This is a genomic window from Anoxybacillus sp. LAT27 (assembly GCF_022030075.1).
In the GTDB taxonomy this organism is placed as follows: domain Bacteria; phylum Bacillota; class Bacilli; order Bacillales; family Anoxybacillaceae; genus Anoxybacillus; species Anoxybacillus kestanbolensis.
This window is the reverse complement of sequence record NZ_JAIWYK010000061.1, coordinates 40,676-61,626: the sequence shown is the minus strand read 5'-3', so window position 1 is coordinate 61,626 and position 20,951 is coordinate 40,676. Positions and strand designations below refer to the sequence as shown.

The window sequence follows — 20,951 nt, the reverse complement described above, 5'->3', positions numbered from 1 at the left end:
GCATTTATTCGATGGGAATAAATGTTTTTCGTTGCGGAAGACGAATGATCAGTTTGCCGTCTTGAAATGATGCTTGAATGTCTGATTCACTTACAGGATAAGGAAGAAAAATCGATTTTGTCGCTCGTTCATACGTGCGTTTGCGCTGAACGAATTTCTTTTCGTCATCAATCGTTTCTATTTGCTCATCATAAATAACCGACAACAATAGACGTGTATTGTCTATAAACTGCAGATGGACGCTATCGCGTGTCGCATTCGGAAGATGGGCGATAATGACGTATTCTTCATTCGTTTCACGTACATCGATCGGGATATAGATCGGTGAAAATGTACGATGCACATATTCATCAAGCGTGTATAACAGTTTTTTTAATGACCGATCATCAAAAAATGAATCAAGTATATGAGACAAATCTTTTTTCATCAATATCACTCCTTATGACATACGTTTGTTCGTAATATATGCAGGAAAAAATAAATTGTTCGCGAAACCTTTTATGTTGTGGTTCGTAAATATGTAAAAGAGATGAGAAAGGAAGAGAGCGTGTGCAAAGAAAACGAGAGAAAAATGAACGACCAAATGTGAAAAAAATCGTCAACAAATATAAAGAAAGAGGAATGAATATTAGCTTATGTAAACCGCGTTCAGCCATCAAATGGATTTTTGTGCAAAACAGTTGCCTTTTTCCACACATATGATACAATGAAACTAAAGTTCATACATGTCAAGAGACGAAGAGAGACCATACATGCATAATAAGTAAAACTTATTGTGCTTGTTTTGGTCTCTTTTTGTTTTTACAAGGGGGAATGATGATGTTTTCAGCAAAAAGACGACTGCAAATGATAGAAGAAATGAGCCAAACGACGTACGATGTGCTGATTATTGGCGGGGGAATTACCGGCTGTGGCATTGCGCTCGATGCAGCGACGCGCGGCATGAAAACAGCATTGATTGAGATGCAAGATTTCGCCGCTGGAACATCGAGTCGTTCAACGAAGCTCGTTCACGGGGGCTTACGTTACTTAAAACAGTTTGAAGTGAAAATGGTTGCAGAAGTCGGGAAAGAGCGAGCCATCGTATATGAAAACGGCCCTCATGTGACGACGCCGGAATGGATGTTATTGCCGATTCATCGCGGCGGCACGTTCGGGAAATGGAGCACGTCGATTGGATTATGGGTATATGATCATTTAGCACGCGTTAAAAAAGAAGAGCGGCGAACGACGTTATCGGCGCATGAAACGTTACAAAAAGAACCATTAATTAAACAAGATGGACTGCTCGGTGGCGGGTATTATGTTGAGTATCGCACAGATGATGCACGTTTGACGATTGAAGTTATTAAAAAAGCAGTAGAATGCGGGGCGCATGCTGTCAACTACGTGAAGGCGGAGTCGTTTTTGTACGATAAAAACGGGTGCATCCATGGCGTGATGTGTCGCGAGCAAACGACAGGAAAAACATTTACGATCTATGCGAAAAAAATAGTGAATGCAGCAGGTCCATGGGTCGATGTACTGCGTGAAAAAGACGGCTCACATGTCGGAAAAAAATTGCGTTTAACAAAAGGCGTACACATCGTCATCGACCAAGCACATTTTCCGCTTAAGCAAGCGGTATATTTTGATACGCCTGACGGTCGGATGGTATTTGCCATTCCGCGTGAAGGAAAAACGTACGTGGGAACAACAGATACGTTTTACGAAGGAGACCGCGCTCATCCGAAAATGACGCGTGAAGATCGCGACTATTTATTACGTGCCATTCATTACATGTTTCCGTCCGTTCATTTGACGGAACAACAAATTGAATCAAGCTGGGCTGGGATTCGTCCGCTCATTTATGAAGAAGGGAAAGATCCGTCTGAAATTTCCCGCAAAGACGAAGTTTGGCAATCCCCGACTGGTCTCATTACGATTGCGGGAGGAAAGTTAACTGGCTATCGCAAAATGGCGGAAACGGTTGTTGACCTTATTGCTAAACAGTTAGATGGGGCGTATCCGCCTTGCCAAACGAAACATTTACCGATCTCTGGTGGAGACGTCGGTGGTGCGAGCCGATGGCATACGTTTCTATCCGAAAAAGTAGCTGAAGGGCTTGCTTACGGTTTTACAGAAAAAGAAGCAAAACAGCTCGTGCAGCGATACGGTACGAATGCCGATCGTTTATTTGCATTAGCTCGTACGTATGATCCTAATAACGTATCGCTACCGCTCGATTGGTATGTGATGTGCGTCTATGCGCTCGAACACGAAATGACCGTTACGCCGCTTGACTTTTTCATTCGACGTACCGGGGCGCTCTTTTTTGGCATTCATACGGTTCGCGAAATAAAAGATGCCGTCATTGCACTTATGCAGGCATATTTTCATTGGACAGAAGAAGAACGAAACCGATATGAACAACAAGTAAACATGGCGCTTCATGATGCCGTCATTCCTTGCGATGAAGCGTAACGTTAGGCGGGGGCTCCCGCCTTTTCTATTTCTTCCAACCTTTCTATAATGCGTCGTTTACGATAAAACATTGCACCTGCTTCAGCAATGTCGTGAATCATCATTTGATTTGTCCATGCTCCAAATAACATTCCTACAATCGGAACGGATTGAAACAACTTTTTCCAACCGTACTGGTCGCGAAACGCCCAAACGATTTCGCGCCATCCTTGTAATTGTGACATCGTTTGTCGTTCATTTTTTGCTGTCCATTCATTTAATATCGCTTGCTTGCCAACGACGTCAGCAAGCGCAAATTGTAAACATTTGACGATAAACAATCGTTCTTCTTTCTCATGTGGATCAAATCCGTATACGATCGCAATTTCTTGCAACGTTTTTAAAGCGGTGCCTAAAACGACAGCAACATCGAGAAGCAACGTAAACGCCCCACCTAATCCTGTCGTTGCCCCTTGATACATCGCAAACGTTTTACGTTTCGCAATTAATGTTTCACACGCTTCATTCATCCGTTGTAAAGGAATCGAACGAACAGTGTGTAGCGTTGGCACTCCATAAAACGTTGATAAAACGGCTTCTTTATTTACTAAATATTGTCCACCTGTTTGAATATATTGGCCAAGCTCATCAAGCAATTGCGCCATTTTTTTATGTATCCACGCCGGGGTCAATCGATCAAGTAAAACAAAAGGCAAACGGCTTATTTTTTCCCAAAACCAAATGCGCTTTTGTTCTTTTTCCCATTGTTCAATAAGATGAAGTTGCTCGATTAAAAACGATTTGTCATCCATTTCTTCCACCTCATGCATACATACGTGTGAACCGCATAAAAGTTTCAAAAAAACACCGGCGATCGTGCCGGTGTCAATGAAATTGTACGTCAATTCGTTTTTTTCCATCAGCCTGCGCTTTCGGAATACGAATTTCAAGTACACCATTTTTATATGATGCTTGCACATGTTCATGTGCGGCAGGGGAGGGAAGAGGAATGGTACGATGAAACCGCCCATAAAACCGCTCTTGCCGATGCATATGTTCATCGTGTACGTCGTGTTGTCGGCGCACGTGTCCGCTAATCGATAACGTTTGATGATCAATATGAATATCGACGTCTTCTTTTCGCTCTAGCCCCGGAATGTCGCACGTCACAATCATTTCTTTTTCGTTTTCATGCACATCGACGCGAGGCATACGAAACACATCATCTACGTGCGAAAAAAGGGAAGGAAAGCTAGAAAACATACGTTCTACATCTCGTCGCATCACATCTAATGAACGAAACGGATCCATCGAAAAACCTCCTCGTATTATATTCGCTACGTATTTTGTGCAAATGACGAGATGTTATACAAAAAAACTTGCCTTAGCGGGAAGGCAAGTTTTCAAGCTGTTGTACGTATAAACGGACGAGTTCGTATTGTTGTTTCGCATCGAGCGATGATGACGCAATGCGCTTGAGCGCCAATGAAAATTTTTCATAAGGCGATTTTCGCAAACGAGGATGCGTCATTTCATCTAATAAATCGCGGCGAATCGCATCGAGCAATACATCGTCCGCATCGCTTTCCGTGGCAGGTAACGACCGATTGAACCATAATGATCGATAGGCGTCTAATAGCTCCATCTAACCCCCTCCTTAGTCAATACGTTCAATTGTTTCTGCCATTTGTAAAAATGGGTCTAACTCATCAGCTTGCTGAACGAAAATGGTGAGTCGCATCGGAGTTCCGCTCTTTACAACAAATACATATACTTCTCCATCTGTAATGGCACTTTTATATACGTCCGCTCCGTTTAAAAGCGTTCCTTTTGTCCACGTTACTTTTTCGACTGTGCCGTCTTTACTGCTTGCCTTTACGTACTGTTCTGCTTGTTCCTCGATTAGCGACCAGTCCGCACCATCATCAATAAGTTCTACTGTCATCGATGCTTTTTCTTCGTCGAGAAAAATCATATCTTTGCCCGGTTCGACCGCTTCGGCTTGATAACCGTTTAAAATGTTTGCTTGAAACGGCTGATTGCTACTTTTGTATGTGAAAAATGATTCGTTCGGTTGTTCACTCATTTCCGTTTCGGTTCGTTGAATCGTTTTCGCCATCGTCATAAACGTATCAAGCCAATTATCTTCTTTTTTCGTAAACACCGTTAAAAACATCGGTGCATTTTCTGTTACGCCAATAATATATACGACACTATTATCGACAGATGCTTCGTATACAATAGCATCTTCAAACGGCAATGTCCCTTCAAACGGAGTAGCTTCCTCAGAGACAGCCATAGCCCGTTCTTTTGCGGACGTTTCCATTTGCTCTTTCGCCTCTTTTGGCAAAAGTTCAATGCGCATCCATTGCTCTTGCTCACTTTCATGCATAACGACATCTTTTCCTGGCTCTTCTGCCTCTAAACTAAACTTCGGTAATAATGAAATCGTAAACGGTTGATTTGTACTTTCAACAGGTGTCAATTCAAGCGGTGCTTGTTTTTTTTGTTGCTCTTCATTTGCAACAGGCTGTTTTGCTGGCGCAGTTGTTTGTTCGTTGCAAGCGGAAAGCAATGTAACAGCCGCAACGATGCTAATAAGTAACTTCGACCGTTGTTTCATCTTTGTCGCTCCTTTAATTGTTTTTACTTTTATTGTCGTATAGTTTTACGTTTCATGCAAGTATTCCTTTTTATATACAACGGTGCGATTTCGTCCTTGTTGTTTCGCTTCATATAAAGCGATATCTGCTTGCTTAAACAGCTCTGATTCATTTGTTGCAAGCGTTGGAAAAACAGAAATACCGATGGAAATCGTAATATGCACTGTCTGTTGTTGCACGAAAAACGAATGTTGCTCAATCGTTGTTCGAATATGTTCAGCAAACGTCATCGCTTCACGTTCACAAGTTGGAAGTAAAATTGAAAATTCTTCTCCGCCGTTGCGAAACGCGAAACCGTTTTTCGGGACGAGCGAGCGAATGAGTTCCCCGAGATGACGTAAAATGACATCTCCGCCATCGTGTCCATACGAGTCATTAATGCATTTAAAGCGGTCAATATCAAATAAAATAAGCGTTAAACAGCTGTTTTGGTGCTTGACTTGTTCCATTTTTTCATTTAACACGGTATGAAATTGACGAACGTTATAAAGCCCGGTTAAAAAATCCGTCGTTGCCCATGCTTTATAATGTTGCAACATTTCTTTTGATTGGCGAATATCTTTATAAATATTAGAAGAGACATATGTCGCAATAATGGAGATAGGCCAAAAAGTGAATAACGTTTGCGTGTAAATATCGTGATCTGGAATATTAACAAACAAAGCAAATGAAATGAGCGCCATGCTGTAGGTGTTCATCCAAAAAGTTGTCGTTATGATATGCCGTTTCATCCAGCGACTTATGAATCCACAACCGATCGCAATCGCAACAGAAATAAAAAAAGAAACGATTGACGCGAACATATTTCCGAATAAAAATCGTCCTGCCCCCATGATGATACCTGCCGCTAGAGCGCTTGGCATGCCACCATAGTAGCTAATGACAACGAGCGGAACGTGGCGCAAGTCTGCAATGACTCCATGTCCAAGCGGAATGGAAAAAAACATAAGCACGATGCTCAATAAACCGCAACAAGCGCCTGCAAGTAGACGTATATAAACAGAGGATTGTTTATGAATCGTTGAAGGGAAAAATTTGCTAATTAAATAAAAACCAGCAATAAGTATGCCGCTATTGGCAATAAATTGTTTTATCATCGTCCGCTCCTCCTCTCTTTGCCAATATATGCGAACGAAAAAAAATGTTGCGGACAAACGCCGCAACATTTTTAAATCGAAATGACCCATTCACCGTTTCGCATAATCGGTTCGCGCACACCGTCTTTTGTAACCCCATCGACGTTTAATTCATGCGAACCGATCATAAAATCTTCATGCACTAAACTATCGTTCGCGCCACGTGCAAGCAACTCCTCTGTGCGCATATTTGTTCCGCCTTCAATATTTGTTGGATATGCTTTGCCGAGCGCTAAATGCGAGGCAGCATTTTCATCAAATAACGTATTATAAAAAACAAGATTCGATTGAGAAATCGGGGAGCGATGCGGGACGAGCGCAATTTCTCCTAGTCGGCGTGCGCCTTCGTCTGTATCAAGCAAATGTTTCAATGTATCGTAACCGACTTCTGCTGTAAAATCAACGACTTTGCCATCTTTAAATGTAAGCGTAAAGCCGTCAATAATATTTCCACCGTAGTTAAGCGGTTTTGTATTGCGCACAACGCCGTTCGTTCCATCTTTATGTGGCATTGTAAACACTTCTTCTGTCGGCATATTTGGGTTAAATACGATGCCGTCTGTACTTTTTGCAGCGCCACCAGCCCAAACATGACCATCTGGCAACTCGACGGTTAAATTCGTTCCTGGTCCGTCATAAATGAGTTGTTTATATTGTTTGTTATTTAAATAATCAACGATGCGAGCTAATTTTTCGTTATGCGTTTTCCATGCCACAATCGGATCATCTTGATCTACGCGTGTCACTTGGAAAATGACGTCCCACAATTTTGCGATCGCTTCGTCTTCATTCATATTCGGAAATACTTTTTTTGCCCATGCTGGCGTCGGCACAGCAATTAACGACCAACAGTTATGATCAGCCATTAGGCGACTACGGTAATGTTGCAACGCCATGCTTGCCGCTTTCGTCGCCGCAGCAACGCGCGCAGGATCAATATCTTTTAATAAGTCTGGATTCGGTGCATAAATACTTAAAAACGCTCCACCTTTTTCAGCGACTTCCTCGCGTCCTTTCGCAAGCCAAGACGGGTATTCATGAAGCGCTTCTTCTGGTGCATGTTTAAATTTTATGTACGTGATTTCTTCATCGCTCCACTCGACATGCACATGTTTTGCCCCCACTTCGTACGCTTTTTTAGCAATTTCGCGCACAAGTGGGGCAGACGGTAGTGGCGCGTTAATAAACAACGTTTGTCCAGGTTGAATATTAACCCCAACACGTACAGCGAGTTCGGCATATTTTTGTAACTGTTTTTCTAACATAACAACTCCTCCTTGTTGTAAAGCATATTCTCATTTTAACAAAACGAAGGATGTTGTGAAAACATTTTCACTTGTATTATGATTGAGAAAGAAACATAGCGAGAAAGGAAATGAACTATGGAATGTGGCGATCAACAATTATTTTATGTTGAAGGGATGTTTATTTGTGCCGATGAACGAGCGATTGATGTACAAGTGAAGGGAGAGACGTTGACGTTTACAACACCAGAGCGGATGATTGGTTTTTGTGCAGGAGATGACGTAGGCATCGCTTTTTATGAAACCGATGAAGAAAAAAAGCTTATTTCGATTGAACGACAAGATGGGTCTCCGCTTTCGTACGTGAACGGGGAATGGTTTGCGGAAATTGTATTTGTCGATTCGGTGGATGAGACAACATTTTTATTTGACTTATATCGTTCTCCTTATCGCGATTATGAACGAATGACGACAGACGAGCCGTTTTCGCGCGAACGTGGAACGATCATGACCGTTTTGTTTGCTCGACAAGACGGAAAAAATAGATTAAAAAAGGTTGTGAGCGGATGAATGTTGTTCTTGCGCCAGATTCGTTTAAAGGAAGTTTATTAGCGAGCGAAGTATGCACAATTATAAAAGAAGCGTTTCAACATGAGTACCCAGAAGCGACTGTCATTGCGGTTCCGATGGCAGATGGGGGAGAAGGGACGATGGAAGCGATCGTTTCTGCAACGAACGGTTCTGTTCGGTATGTGACAGCCCATGGTTCTCTTTTTGAAACGCGACAAACGGCATATGGTGTTGTTCACGATACAGCTGTCATTGAAGTGGCCCAAGTAATCGGCTTGCCACTCGTTCCGAATGAAAAGCGAAACCCGCTTCATACGACCACGTATGGTGTGGGCGAAGTGATCGCGGCAGCACTTGACGCGGGGTATCGCCGTTTCGTCATCGGACTTGGCGGAAGTAGTACAAATGACGGTGGTTTCGGCATGTTATGTGCGCTTGGGGCAACGTTTACGAATGAGAAAGGGGAACATTTGCCTCCCATACCGTCTTCTTTGCCCCATATTGCCCATGTCGATATGACATCCGTTGATCGACGTGTATACGAAAGCGAGTTTCTTGTTGCATGTGATGTCGATAACCCGCTTTATGGAGAGCGCGGAGCATCTTACATATTCGGACCGCAAAAAGGAGCGGATCGTGAAACGGTTCGCACATTAGATAGATGGCTATATACGTATGCAAAAACAATCGAACAGCAAATCGGTCGTTCATATGCACATGCGCCGGGAGCGGGAGCAGCAGGTGGCTTAGGTTTTGCCTTTTTATTGCTTGGAGGGACATTCATTTCTGGAGCAAAACTTGTTGGGGAAATGGTGCAACTGCCAGAAAAAATAAAACGAGCGCACATCGTTATTACAGGCGAAGGACAAAGTGATGCACAAACGCTATACGGAAAAGTTCCGTTTTATGTTGGTCAATTAGCCAAACAATATGATGTTCCTGCTTTTTTATTGTCCGGTAGCCTCGGTGACGGGTTTGAAAAACTATATGAATATTTCGTTACTTGTGATGCGATTGCAACCAAACCGATGACAGTAGAGCAATGTATGCAATTAGCACACTCTCTTTTATATACGAAAGCACGTAACCTTGCCCGTACGCTCAAGCGGTTTTCCTAGTCGAAAACCGTTTTATTTATGCTCTCTTTATTTTTATTAAACAGTGTTCTAAATAAACAATAAAAAGAAAAACAATTTTACAAGACGGATAGTTGTCCTAGTCGTTTCTTTATTTCATGCATATGATGGGAGAGAAGGAGGGAGATACGTGCAGTGGGTTGTTTTCGTCTACGTGATGATGTATTACGTAGCACTATTCGTCATGTTTGGGAAAACAGAAGTGCTGGTTAGCACATTCTTTTCATTAGGTGGCATACTTTTTGCGATCATTTTGTTATGGAGAGCGTCCATTCGTATAAGAACGAATGAACGTACATTTTGGAAATGGATGACCATTGGTTCGATTTGTTATTTTATCGCTGAAATGATTTATCGCATATATGAATGGATGCTTCAAACAGAACCGCCTTTTCCGATTTTCGCAGATGTGTTTTATCTTTTGTATTCGTGCGCGTATATCGTCGCGTTGCTATATGTCATCATGCAGCAACGTAAATTAGTTGTCGTATGGCAGTCATTGTTAGATGCTACGATCGTGATGTGTGTCGTGATGGCATATAGTTGGATCTATATCGTTGAGCCAATGATTCGTTTAGAAGAGAGCATTTTATACATTTCCGTTTTAGTTGCCTATCCGCTTTTAGACCTTGTTATGTTGTTTTTACTTCTACATCTTTTTTTTGTGACAAACGTTCGTCGCATTTGGTTATGGAATATGGTCGGTGTCGGATTGTTTGTGTTTACAGATACAGTTTATTTCATACAAATGATGCAATTCAATTATGAGTCCAATTCATGGCTAGATCCGTTATGGATTTTCAGTTTGCTTATGATCGCACTGTCAGGGTACTATGCAAAAGATGGGAATTTGACGTTTCAAAAAAGCGAACAACCTTCCGTCATCAAAATTATGTTCCCATATGTATGTTTTCTTCTTTTACTATGTGCCCCTTTTATTTATCCGAACGATCGCATCGTCATAACATGTTTTGTTTTGGCGATCGGATGTATTTTTCTTCGCCAATGGATGATGTTAAAAGAGAACCGACAGCTATTACAACAACTTCAAACATTAAACGACAATTTAGAACAAAAAGTAGCGAAACGCACGAGTGAGCTAATGCAGTTAAACGAACAGCTCACTTATGCAGCTAATCATGATGTTTTAACAGGGCTTTTCAATCGCCGAGCATTTGTGGTGAAGCTTGAGCAAGAATTAATTCGCGCAAAACAACAACAACATTATTTTGCCGTTATTTTTATCGACATGGATCGTTTTAAACAAATTAATGACTATTTCGGTCATCAAATTGGGGATGAATTAATTGTCCAAGTTGGACGATTGTTAAAAGAAACAATTCGCCCAACCGATTTCATTGCCCGACAAGGTGGGGACGAATTTACAATTATTTTTACTCCGTTTAAACATGTAGATGAACTCCGTCATTTTGTTCATCGCCTCGTCTCGATTAGTCAACAACCTGTCGCTATTCGACATTTAGATATACGTATTTCGCTTAGTGTCGGTGTGGCAGTATATCCGTACGATGGGGAAACAGTGGATACGTTAATGAAACATGCTGATATTGCGCTGTATCGTGCGAAAGAGCAAGGGAAAAATCAATATCAATTTTTTAACGGTGAAATGGATCGCGTCGTGTTACAAAAAACGATGATTGAAACTGCGCTTCATGAGGCGATCGACAACAAGCAATTCACATTATTTTATCAACCGCAATTTGATGTACAAACAGGAGAGTTAATCGGAATGGAGGCGCTTATTCGTTGGATTCACCCAAAGCTTGGCGTGATTTCGCCAGCTATGTTCATTCCGATTGCAGAAGAAACGGGACAAATTATCGCGATAGGTGAATGGGTGATTGAAGAAGCATGTCGACAAATACAAATATGGAACGAACGACATGGACGATCGTTGCGTATGAGCGTAAATATTTCCCCAAAACAATTTTTAAAAGAAAATTTTGTCGAACATATTCGTGCTGTTTTACAACAAACACAATTGCTACCAGATCAGCTCGATTTAGAAATTACAGAAGGAGTTGCTGTATTTAATGAGCAGTATACGATTCAAAAATTACAACAATTGAAACAACTCGGTGTTCACATTTCAATTGACGATTTCGGTACAGGGTATTCGTCGCTTAGTTACTTGCGTAAATTTCCGATTGATCGGTTAAAAATTGCAAAACCATTTATCGATGGCATAACAGAAGAAAAAGAAGACGTCGCTGTTGTTAAAGCGATTATCGTTCTTGCGAAAAACTTAAAACTACGTGTTATTGCTGAAGGGGTAGAGACGTTGCAACAACTTAACATTCTTCGCTCGTTACAATGCGATGAAATTCAAGGATACGTCCTCGGTAAGCCTGTGCCTGCCGATCTTTTTACAACATTATATATCGAAAACCAACTTCCGCACGATTGAAGTTGGTTTTTTTATAAAAAATCATTGACAATGATAATCAATTCATGTAAATTACAATGTGTATTGATATTAATTCTCAATATCGATTAGTTGACTACATGTTCGAGGGGGTAAACATATGTCGCGGTTGTATACAGAGCAACTTTCGATCGGATATGGAGAACGCGTCATTGTTGATCGGTTAACTGTACATATTCCAGATGAAAAAATAACGACGATTATCGGACCAAACGGTTGCGGGAAATCGACGTTGTTAAAAGCGATGACACGCATCATTCGCCATCAAGAAGGAGCGGTCATTTTAGATGGAAAACAAATTTCGCAAGAGCATACGAAATTGTTAGCACAAAAAATGGCCATTTTACCGCAAACGCCAGAAAGTCCGAGGGGATTGACGGTTGGTGAGCTCGTTTCTTACGGACGGTTCCCATACCAAAAAGGATTCGGTCGGCTAACGAAGCGCGACTATGAAGTCATCGATTGGGCGCTTGAAGTGACCGGAACGATCGAATTTAAACATCGCTCCGTTGACTCGCTATCAGGTGGTCAAAGACAACGCGTCTGGATTGCGATGGCGCTTGCGCAAGAGACCGATATCATTTTTTTAGATGAACCGACAACATATTTAGATATGGCGCATCAATTAGAAGTGCTCGAATTGTTGCAACGTTTAAACCGCGAACAAAAGCGCACGATCATTATGGTGTTGCATGATTTAAATCAAGCAGCACGCTTTGCAGATTATATGATCGCGATGAAAGACGGAAAAATCGTTCAAGCAGGAACGTGCGAACAAGTGATGACGCGCGACGTATTACGAAAAGTGTTTCATATCGACGCAGAAATTGGCCGTGACCCTCGAACAAACAAACCGATGTGTATCACATACCATTTAATAAAAGGAGATGCAGAACATGTTGAAGAAGCGAATGATGTCCATTCTACTTTTGTTCGTGCTCATCTTGAGTGCGTGCGGTAATCAAGCAGCTGAAAAAGAACAAGAAAAGGAAGCAAAAGAAGCAAACGAGCCAAAAACAATGACATATCAATCTGAAACAGGTCCAGTCGAAGTGCCTACGAATCCGAAGCGCGTTGTCGTTTTATCTTCCTTTTTAGCAGGTAGTGTCATGGCGCTCGATGTACCGATTGTTGGGGTTGACTCTTGGGCGAAAATGAACCCTCGTTATGAGCCGTATTTGAAAGGTGCAAAGGAAGTAACAGATGAAAGTTTGGAACAAATTATCGAGCTTGAGCCAGATTTAATTATTGCAGCGTCAACAAATAAAAACTTAGATAAATTAAAAGAAATTGCCCCAACCGTCACGTACACGTACGGAAAAGTGGATTACTTAACACAACATTTGGAAATTGGAAAACTATTAAATAAAGAAGAAGAAGCGAAACAATGGATCGATGACTTTAAAAAGCGCGCTCAACAAGCCGGTGAAGAAATTCGTGCGAAAATTGGTGAAAATGCAACCGTTTCGGTCATTGAGAACTTCGATAAGCAATTGTACGTATTCGGCAATAACTGGGGTCGTGGTACAGAAATTTTATATCAAGAAATGAAATTAAAAATGCCGAAAGCAGTTGAAGAACATGCATTGAAAGACGGATACTATGCGATTTCCCTTGAAGTGCTTCCGCAATTTGCTGGAGACTATGTCATCTTCAGCAAAAACGCAGATGGTGACCTTTCATTTACAGAAACAGAAACATATAAAAACATTCCGGCTGTAAAAAATAATCGTGTTTTTGAAGCGAATGCGAAAGAATTTTACTTTAACGACCCAATTACATTAGAATATCAGCTTGAATTTTTCAAAAAGCACTTTTTAGGTGAGTAATATAAAGAAAGAGGGGTTCGTCGTGAATTCCTCTTTCTTTATGTAAATAGAAAAGAGAGGATGCGTATGCTGAAAAAATTTGTACTTGCTTTCACTTTATTGATTACGACATTCGTTTGTGCCATTGTGATCGGAGCGGCGGATACGACAATAAAAGACGTCTGGCTAGCGATCACAGCGCCAGAAACAAACAAAATAGCAACGATGATTCACGAAGTGCGCCTGCCGCGTGAAGTAGCCGCGGTTGTTGTCGGTGCAGCGTTAGCCGTTGCTGGAGCCATTATGCAAGGGATGACGCGCAACCCACTTGCAGATCCGGGACTTATTGGACTAACGGCAGGAGCGAATGCGGCTTTAGCGATCGTGTTTGCTTTTTTTCCTTCTACAAACTATATACAAACGGTGCTCGCTTGTTTTGCTGGTGCTGCGTTCGGAGGCTTGCTCGTTTTTAGCGCGGGCGGTAAACAATTTTCACCGTTTCGGATCGTCCTAGCTGGTGCAGCCATTTCTACTTTTTTATACGCCGTCGCAGAAGGGATCGGACTTCTGTATAAAGTATCGAAAGACGTATCGATGTGGACAGCTGGCGGTATGATGGGAACGACATGGCACGAATTAAAAATCGTTACCCCTTTTATTTGTTTGGCTATGCTTATCGCTTTTTGGCAAAGTCGTCAATTAACAATTTTAAGTATGAGCGAAGAAGTAGCAGTCGGGCTTGGCCAACAACTGACGCGCGTCAAAGCAATTCTCTTTTTCATCGTCATCGTTTTAGCTGGTGCGTCCGTTGCGCTCGTTGGCAATTTAGCATTTGTCGGTTTAATGATTCCACATCTTGTCCGTTCGTTTGTTGGAACGGATTATCGATTTATTTTGCCAATGAGTGCGATCGGCGGTGCGACATTTATGTTATTTGCAGATACAGTCGCACGAATGATTCACGCACCATATGAAACACCCGTCGTCGCGGTTGTGGCTGTCATGGGGCTTCCATTTTTTCTTTTCATCGTGCGTAAGGGGGAAAAAGGATTATGATTGCACCGCTACGAAAAAAACAGCGTATAATTTTGCTCGTTCTTTTCATATTCATTTGCTTCATAACGATCATCAGCATGGGAACAGGCTATTCTTCTTTATCTTTCGACCGTCTCATTCCGGTGCTTTTAGGTGACGGGACGTTTAAAGAGCAATTCATTTTGTTTTCGATTCGTTTGCCACGCATCGTTATTACGTTGCTTGCAGGTGTGGCATTAGCATTGTCTGGTGCCATTTTACAAGTTGTGATGCGCAATGACTTAGCCGATCCAGGTGTTATCGGTATAAATGCGGGCGCAGGTGTTGGTGTCGCCTTGTTCTTTTTATTTGTTCCGATTCAAGCACAATCATTTGCTTACCTTATTCCGCTCGTCGCTTTTTGCAGCGCGCTACTTACAGCGATTCTCATCTATACGTTGTCGTACAATAAACAAATAGGACTTCAACCGATTCGGCTCGTGTTAATTGGAATCGGTTTTGCTACGGCGTTTTCGGGATTGATGATCGTTCTTATTTCAGGAGCCGATCGTACGAGAGTCGATTTTATTGCAAAATGGTTAGCCGGCGGTATTTGGGGGCTCGATTGGGCGTTCGTTCTCGCATTGTTGCCGTGGCTCATCATTCTCGTTCCGTTCGTTTTATATAAAGCTCATCGCTTGAATGCTTTGCAATTGAATGATCCTGTGGCCATTGGCATCGGCGTATCGCTCGATCGTGAACGACTCGTTTTACTATTGACGGCGGTGGCGCTTGCCGCATCGGCCGTTTCCGTCACCGGCGGTATCGCATTTGTCGGTTTAATGGCCCCACATATTGCTCGGGCGCTTGTTGGTCCTCGAAACGAGTTAAGTTTACCTGTGACGATGCTGATGGGTGGTGCGTTATTGTTGCTTGCTGATACGATTGGGCGCAATTTAATTGAACCAGATGGCCTCCCTGCTGGTGTCATCGTGTCGATCATCGGTGCGCCTTATTTTGTTTATTTATTATGGAAAAAGAAATAAACGTATGATACGATAAATGTAAACTTTTATTTTTCATAGGTTTACAAAAAGGGGAGAGGTATGTTGTGGGAGGAATTGCAAATACATATCGAACAACTTGCGGAAAAAGCGCAAAAACGAACGTTGATTCAGGCAGAAAGCGACGGATGTTTTATACATATCGATGGCCGTCACTTATTTAATTTTTCATCGAATAACTATTTAGGTTTTGCACATGACGAACGGCTTATTCACGCTAGCATGGAAGCCACAAGACGATACGGTGTAGGAGCAACGGCTTCACGCCTTGTTGTTGGCAACCATCCGCTATATGAACAAGCAGAAGATGCGCTCGTTCGTTGGAAAGGGTGTGAAGCTGCACTCATCGTCAATAGCGGATACACAGCAAACGTCAGCATTCTTTCTTCCTTAGCAGGACGGGATGCGGTCATTTTCAGCGATAAATGGAACCATGCCAGCATTGTAGATGGGGCGATTTTAAGCCGAGCGGAAGTGAAACGCTATCGCCATGCGGACGTGGATCATTTAGAAACGCTATTAAAAAAAGCCGAAAGACATAAACGAAAAATTATTGTGACGGACACGATTTTCAGCATGGACGGGGACGTTGCCCCGCTACGCGAACTCGTCGCGTTAAAAGAAACATACGGTGCGATGCTTGTCGTTGATGAAGCACATGCGAGCGGTATATATGGAGAAAAAGGGCAAGGAATGGCTCACGAACACGAGATTGCTGAACAGATTGACGTACATATGGGAACGTTCAGTAAAGCGCTCGGCGCATACGGGGCATATGTGGCGGGAAAGCGAGTCGTTATTGATTATTTCATTAATACGATGCGTCCATTTATTTTCACAACCGCATTACCTCCAAGCGTGCTCGGCACCATTTGTACAGCTATTGAGATCGTACAACAAGAACGATCATTGCGCCATCATTTACATGCGTTAAGTGATTATTTTCGCACGCATCTGCAACAGGCAGGATTCGATATTGGTCAAAGCACGACGCATATTGTGCCAATTATCGTTGGCGATAACGAACGAGCGCTTGCTTTTAGCGTCCGCTTGCGTGAACGTGGCATTGTTGCGGTTGCGATTCGTCCACCAACGGTACCAGACGGCACGGCGCGCCTTCGTTTCTCACTTATGGCGACGATGACAAAAGAGCAACTCGATTGGGCGATTGCTGAAATTACCGCAGTCGGAAAAGAAATGGGGCTGATCGTATGAACATATTGTTATTGCCGGGATGGGGAATGAAAGGAGAAGTGTTTACCCCGCTTATTCAAGCTCTTCAGCCAAGCCATGTTACCGTCGTCGCATGGGAGCATATGCATGATGTTAATCATTTTTTAGCGAAAGCAAAAGACGCTTTAACCGTCCCGTCGATTGTGATCGGTTGGTCGCTTGGCTCGCTCGTTGCTTTACAGCTCGCTATGCATGAACATGCGCAAGCGCTCGTATGCATCGGAGGGACGAGTCGGTTTACGATGACAGACGATTATCCGATCGGCTGGCATGCACGCGTTGTGGAACGAATGAAGACACAATTAATGCACCAACCGGAAGAAACAATACAATCATTTATTGATATGTTATGGGGCGAGGAAGAAGCGCAACCGTTCCGTTATATGCATCATCATATCCCAGACTTGTTGCTAGGATTAGATTACTTATTAACGACAGACGTACGGGATCAGTTACAACAAATCGATGTACCACTCCTACTCATTCATGGAGAGCGTGATCGCATTTGTCCACCGCAAGCCGCTCAATATGTATATGAACGAACCAATCATTGTACGTTCATGCTTATGCCAAATGTCGGGCACGCCCCGCACGTCACACAACCAAGCACGTGTGCCCATTACATTCGAACGTGGTTAGGCGGTGGAAAAAATGATTGACAAACAATTGATGCAAAAACGATTTAGCGAACGAGCAACGACATACGATCAGTTTGCGAACGTCCAAAAAAAGATGGCACATGAATTAATAAAACGCATCGATCGTCCACCTAAAACGATTTTAGAAATTGGCTGTGGTACGGGATATTTAACGAAACTGTTACATGACGCTTATCCGCAGGCAAAACTTACAGCAGTTGATATCGCTCCAGGCATGATTGAAAAAGCGAAACAAAGGCTAAATGATGCACCAATTATATGGCTGTGCGCAGACATTGAAGAAGCTGAGTTACATGAAACGTACGATCTCATTATTTCTAACGCGACGTTTCAATGGCTTATGACTCCAAAACAAACGATCGCCAAACTCGCCAAACAACGAAACGAAAGAGGACAACTTCTTTTTTCAACATTTGGCGATCGAACGTTTCACGAGTTGCACACCTCATTTGCGTATGCGCTCGCCATTCAACAAATTGACGAGCCGCTTCGCATCGGCCCATCGTTTCCGACGTTTTCCGAGTGGCTCGCTATGCATGTTCGAGCGCGTGGACACGAACAGTTTGAAGTTGAATATTTTCCATCTGTACGTGATTTCTTCTTATCGCTTCGTCACATCGGTGCAACAAATAGCACGTCGGGTCGCTATTGCCAACGACCATCTGTATTCAAAACAATGATGCATGAATATGAACAACGTTTTTCGGAACAAGGACTGATTCGCGCAACATATCATTGCATTTTTATTGACATCACTTAGGTGGTGTCATATTTTTTCCGTAAAAAATTTCATCCATTTCGATGCGCAATTTTTGTGTAATGGTTTCTATCTCCTCTTTAGTCAGTTGATCTTTTGACAGCTCAAACAAATAGCTATCTAAATCAAACTCACGCAATTTGCACTTCGTATGGAAAATATGTTCTTGATACACGTTTACATCAATCATGTCGTATTGTTTGCGAATGTCGTTAGGAATGTAGTTTTGAATCGATGTAATATCGTGATCAATAAATAACTTTTTCCCAGAAATATCGCGTGTAAATCCGCGCACACGATAGTCGATAATCATAATATCGGTTTCAAACGAACGAATTAAATAATCAAGCGCCTTTAACGGTGAAATTTCCCCACACGTGGCGACATCAATATCAGCCCGAAACGTGCTAATTCCATCGTTCGGATGATATTCGGGATATGTATGTACTGTAATATGGCTTTTATCAAGTGCACAAACGACCGCTTGTGGTACAGGCGGTTGTTCTTTTGGCACTTCAATCGGTCCTTCTGAAATAAGCATCGTTACACTTGCCCCTTGAGGCACATAATCTTGTTTGGCGACATTTAAAATATGCGCCCCGATCATATCGGCTACATTTTTCAAAATACTCGTCAATCGATCGGCATTATACACTTCGTCAATGTATGCAATATATGCTTCCCGTTCGCTTGCACTTGTCGTGTAACAAATATCGTACATATTAAAGCTGAGCGATTTCGTTAAGTTGTTAAATCCGTGAAGTTTCATCATACATCTTCCTTTCTTTTTTCTTATCTTGCCCCGTTTATGCGAAAAAATTGTAACTTTGCTCACAAACTTATATAATGGGTGAAAAGATTGGAAGGGGGAATGAAGGATGCATGCATCGCTTTCATCATTAGTTATCGTTATTGTTGCCGCTTTCCTTACGCCACTTTTATTGCACCGTTTTCGCCTGCACATGATTCCTGTCGTGGTGGCGGAAATTATTGTAGGGATTATCATCGGAAAAACGGGATTCAATATTGTTGAACAAGATATGTGGTTAGAGACGTTATCGACGTTAGGGTTTTTGTTTCTAATGTTTTTAAGTGGCTTAGAAATTGATTTTTCTGCTTTTGCGAATAAAACGAAGAAAAAAGGAGAAAAAGAGCCGAATGCATTTTTTGTCGCTTCTAATATATTTTTTGGCATTTTTCTCGTTTCGCTCGCTCTTTCGTACATGTTCGTTTGGCTCGGTTATATCGATAACGCCTTTTTAATGACGCTTATTATTTCGACGATCTCGCTTGGCGTTGTCGTTCCGACGTTAAAAGATGCCCAACTCATGAAAACAACGATTGGACAAACGATTTTATTAATTGCGGTTATTGCGGACTTAGTAACAATGGTTCTTTTAGCTGTATTTGTATCAACGTATGATCCGAGTCATGGAAATGTATGGTTGTTGCTTGGATTGTTTCTTGTTGGCATTATTTTTTACTTTGCAGGTAAATATTTTAAAAAGCGTTCGTTTATCGAAACGATGGCAAAAGGGACGATTCAAATTGGCACGCGCGCTGTATTTGCGTTGATTGTCGTTCTCGTTGCGCTATCGGAAACGCTTGGTGCGGAAAATATTTTAGGTGCGTTTCTTGCTGGTGTTCTCGTTTCTTTACTGGCGCCAAATCAAGATTTCGTTCATAAGCTCGATTCGTTCGGCTACGGCTTTTTTATCCCGATTTTCTTTGTAATGGTCGGTGTCAATTTAGATCTTCGGCCATTGTTTACGCAATTCGATATTTTGTTGCTTATTCCGCTTTTATTTGTCGCACTTGTCATTTCTAAAGTCGTTCCGGTGTACATATTGCGCATTTGGTATGATCGCAATACAACGCTTGCGGCAGGGTTTCTACTCGTTTCTACTTTGTCGCTTGTTATCGCAGCGGCAACGATCGCAGAGCGAATGGGGATGATTGATGAAAATATGAAAGGCGCCTTGATTTTAGTCGCTGTGCTCACGAGCGTCGTTTCACCGATTATGTTTAAAAAGCTGTATCGCGCGGAAAAAGAAGAACGAAAAAAGATGGTCAAATTGATTGGCACAAATCAATTTACGCTTGCAGCTGTTCGTGATTTGTCTCCAGATGAATATGAAACAACGCTATACCATATTCGCCAAGATAAAATTGAACAAACGGAACACATTTTCCCAATTGTCGATATCGATGATTATTCATTCGAAACGTTACAAGCACATGAGGCACTAACAGCTGACGTTGTCGTCGTTTTAACAGGTAACGAACAGACGAACGCCCAAATCGCAACGTGGGCAAAAGAGCAAGGAACCCCGCGCGTCATCGCCTTCGCAGAGTCGCCATCGGTTGTTCAACAACTAAAAAGCATAGACGTCGAAACGATTTCTCTCGCCCTCTCAGCAGGAGCGATGTTAAAAGCGTTTATCGAATCACCAAACGTCGTCCATATGTTAACACAACGAGATATCGCACTTCACGAAATCGAAATGAACAACTTGGCTTATCACGGTGTGCTTCTCCGCCAATTCCCATTTCTAGGCGATTGCATCATCGTCCGCATTTTCCGCGGGCACGAATCGATCGTTCCACACGGCGACACCGAAATGCGCATCGGCGACCGCATGATCATCACCGGTTCAGAGGAATATGTGAAAGAATTGCGGGAGTTGTTAGAGGGGAAATAAAAGATTTTTACTGTGTCATGTAACGAAGCAGTCCACGAGTGGGTGGGCTGCTTGTTTGTTTAAAACTCAGCAAGGAA

21 protein-coding genes are annotated in these 20,951 nt (G+C 42.4%); 13 read left to right on the top strand and 8 right to left on the bottom strand.

Annotated features, from left to right (window positions below):
- Positions 1–4: 4 nt before the first annotated feature.
- A complete protein-coding gene (locus LD028_RS02800) occupies positions 5–427 on the bottom strand; it encodes an Hsp20/alpha crystallin family protein (RefSeq protein WP_237810869.1) in 423 nt (140 codons plus the stop codon).
- A gap of 122 nt (positions 428–549) precedes the next feature.
- On the opposite strand from LD028_RS02800, the gene LD028_RS02795 reads away from it, so the two are divergent.
- Together LD028_RS02795 and LD028_RS02790 are read left to right on the top strand one after the other, a co-directional pair.
- The gene (locus LD028_RS02795) at positions 550–702 is read left to right on the top strand and encodes a hypothetical protein (protein WP_237810868.1); all 153 of its coding nucleotides are present in this window, start codon (positions 550–552) and stop codon (positions 700–702) included.
- 114 nt (positions 703–816) lie between these two features.
- On the top strand, positions 817–2,463 hold the full coding sequence (locus LD028_RS02790; RefSeq protein ID WP_275125270.1) for a glycerol-3-phosphate dehydrogenase/oxidase: 1,647 nt from the start codon (positions 817–819) through the stop codon (positions 2,461–2,463).
- Between the two features lie 2 nt (positions 2,464–2,465).
- Here LD028_RS02790 and LD028_RS02785 read toward each other — a convergent pair whose 3' ends face one another.
- The 6 genes from LD028_RS02785 to LD028_RS02760 form a co-directional block, all read right to left on the bottom strand.
- Positions 2,466–3,254 carry an EcsC family protein gene (locus tag LD028_RS02785; protein ID WP_237810948.1) on the bottom strand — a complete coding sequence of 263 codons (789 nt, stop codon included), beginning with the start codon at positions 3,252–3,254 and terminating at the stop codon, positions 2,466–2,468.
- Between the two features lie 73 nt (positions 3,255–3,327).
- Positions 3,328–3,753: an Hsp20/alpha crystallin family protein gene (locus LD028_RS02780; protein WP_006319540.1), complete on the bottom strand. Its 426-nt coding sequence runs from the start codon at positions 3,751–3,753 to the stop codon at positions 3,328–3,330.
- A gap of 73 nt (positions 3,754–3,826) precedes the next feature.
- Complete coding sequence (locus tag LD028_RS02775; protein ID WP_237810866.1) at positions 3,827–4,087, bottom strand: hypothetical protein; 261 nt, start codon at positions 4,085–4,087, stop codon at positions 3,827–3,829.
- A 12-nt stretch (positions 4,088–4,099) separates the two neighbouring features.
- Positions 4,100–5,065 carry a hypothetical protein gene (locus tag LD028_RS02770; protein ID WP_237810865.1) on the bottom strand — a complete coding sequence of 322 codons (966 nt, stop codon included), beginning with the start codon at positions 5,063–5,065 and terminating at the stop codon, positions 4,100–4,102.
- 45 nt (positions 5,066–5,110) lie between these two features.
- The gene (locus tag LD028_RS02765) at positions 5,111–6,202 is read right to left on the bottom strand and encodes a diguanylate cyclase (protein WP_237810864.1); all 1,092 of its coding nucleotides are present in this window, start codon (positions 6,200–6,202) and stop codon (positions 5,111–5,113) included.
- A 71-nt stretch (positions 6,203–6,273) separates the two neighbouring features.
- Positions 6,274–7,506, bottom strand: a complete 1,233-nt coding sequence (locus LD028_RS02760) for an aminopeptidase (protein WP_237810863.1) — start codon at positions 7,504–7,506, stop codon at positions 6,274–6,276.
- A 117-nt stretch (positions 7,507–7,623) separates the two neighbouring features.
- On the opposite strand from LD028_RS02760, the gene LD028_RS02755 reads away from it, so the two are divergent.
- From LD028_RS02755 to bioC, 10 genes are all read left to right on the top strand, one after another.
- On the top strand, positions 7,624–8,055 hold the full coding sequence (locus tag LD028_RS02755; protein WP_237810861.1) for a hypothetical protein: 432 nt from the start codon (positions 7,624–7,626) through the stop codon (positions 8,053–8,055).
- Complete coding sequence (locus tag LD028_RS02750; protein WP_237810859.1) at positions 8,052–9,173, top strand: glycerate kinase; 1,122 nt, start codon at positions 8,052–8,054, stop codon at positions 9,171–9,173. Before LD028_RS02755 ends, LD028_RS02750 begins: the two co-directional genes overlap by 4 nt.
- A 148-nt stretch (positions 9,174–9,321) precedes the next feature.
- Positions 9,322–11,619 carry a putative bifunctional diguanylate cyclase/phosphodiesterase gene (locus LD028_RS02745; protein ID WP_237810857.1) on the top strand — a complete coding sequence of 766 codons (2,298 nt, stop codon included), beginning with the start codon at positions 9,322–9,324 and terminating at the stop codon, positions 11,617–11,619.
- Between the two features lie 118 nt (positions 11,620–11,737).
- The gene (locus tag LD028_RS02740) at positions 11,738–12,598 is read left to right on the top strand and encodes an ABC transporter ATP-binding protein (RefSeq protein ID WP_237810856.1); all 861 of its coding nucleotides are present in this window, start codon (positions 11,738–11,740) and stop codon (positions 12,596–12,598) included.
- Positions 12,534–13,466 (top strand): iron-hydroxamate ABC transporter substrate-binding protein, encoded by a 933-nt coding sequence (locus tag LD028_RS02735; RefSeq protein ID WP_370642774.1) that lies wholly within the window; start codon positions 12,534–12,536, stop codon positions 13,464–13,466. Before LD028_RS02740 ends, LD028_RS02735 begins: the two co-directional genes overlap by 65 nt.
- Before the next feature lie 60 nt (positions 13,467–13,526).
- The gene (locus LD028_RS02730; protein WP_237810855.1) at positions 13,527–14,501 is read left to right on the top strand and encodes a FecCD family ABC transporter permease; all 975 of its coding nucleotides are present in this window, start codon (positions 13,527–13,529) and stop codon (positions 14,499–14,501) included.
- The gene (locus tag LD028_RS02725; protein ID WP_004889976.1) at positions 14,498–15,505 is read left to right on the top strand and encodes a FecCD family ABC transporter permease; all 1,008 of its coding nucleotides are present in this window, start codon (positions 14,498–14,500) and stop codon (positions 15,503–15,505) included. The genes LD028_RS02730 and LD028_RS02725 overlap by 4 nt, the downstream gene beginning before the upstream one ends.
- 60 nt (positions 15,506–15,565) lie before the next feature.
- Positions 15,566–16,738, top strand: coding sequence for an 8-amino-7-oxononanoate synthase (gene bioF, locus LD028_RS02720; RefSeq protein WP_237810854.1), 1,173 nt, complete (start codon positions 15,566–15,568; stop codon positions 16,736–16,738).
- Entirely contained in the window at positions 16,735–17,415 is a 681-nt protein-coding gene (locus LD028_RS02715) for an alpha/beta fold hydrolase (RefSeq protein WP_237810853.1), read from the top strand. Before bioF ends, LD028_RS02715 begins: the two co-directional genes overlap by 4 nt.
- Positions 17,408–18,175 (top strand): malonyl-ACP O-methyltransferase BioC, encoded by a 768-nt coding sequence (gene bioC, locus LD028_RS02710; protein WP_237810852.1) that lies wholly within the window; start codon positions 17,408–17,410, stop codon positions 18,173–18,175. The genes LD028_RS02715 and bioC overlap by 8 nt, the downstream gene beginning before the upstream one ends.
- Here the strand turns inward: bioC and speD are convergent.
- Positions 18,168–18,941, bottom strand: a complete 774-nt coding sequence (speD, locus tag LD028_RS02705) for an adenosylmethionine decarboxylase (protein WP_171700337.1) — start codon at positions 18,939–18,941, stop codon at positions 18,168–18,170. The genes bioC and speD overlap by 8 nt on opposite strands.
- Before the next feature lie 109 nt (positions 18,942–19,050).
- On the opposite strand from speD, the gene LD028_RS02700 reads away from it, so the two are divergent.
- Positions 19,051–20,874 (top strand): monovalent cation:proton antiporter family protein, encoded by a 1,824-nt coding sequence (locus LD028_RS02700; protein ID WP_237810851.1) that lies wholly within the window; start codon positions 19,051–19,053, stop codon positions 20,872–20,874.
- The last annotated feature ends 77 nt before the right edge of the window (positions 20,875–20,951 follow it).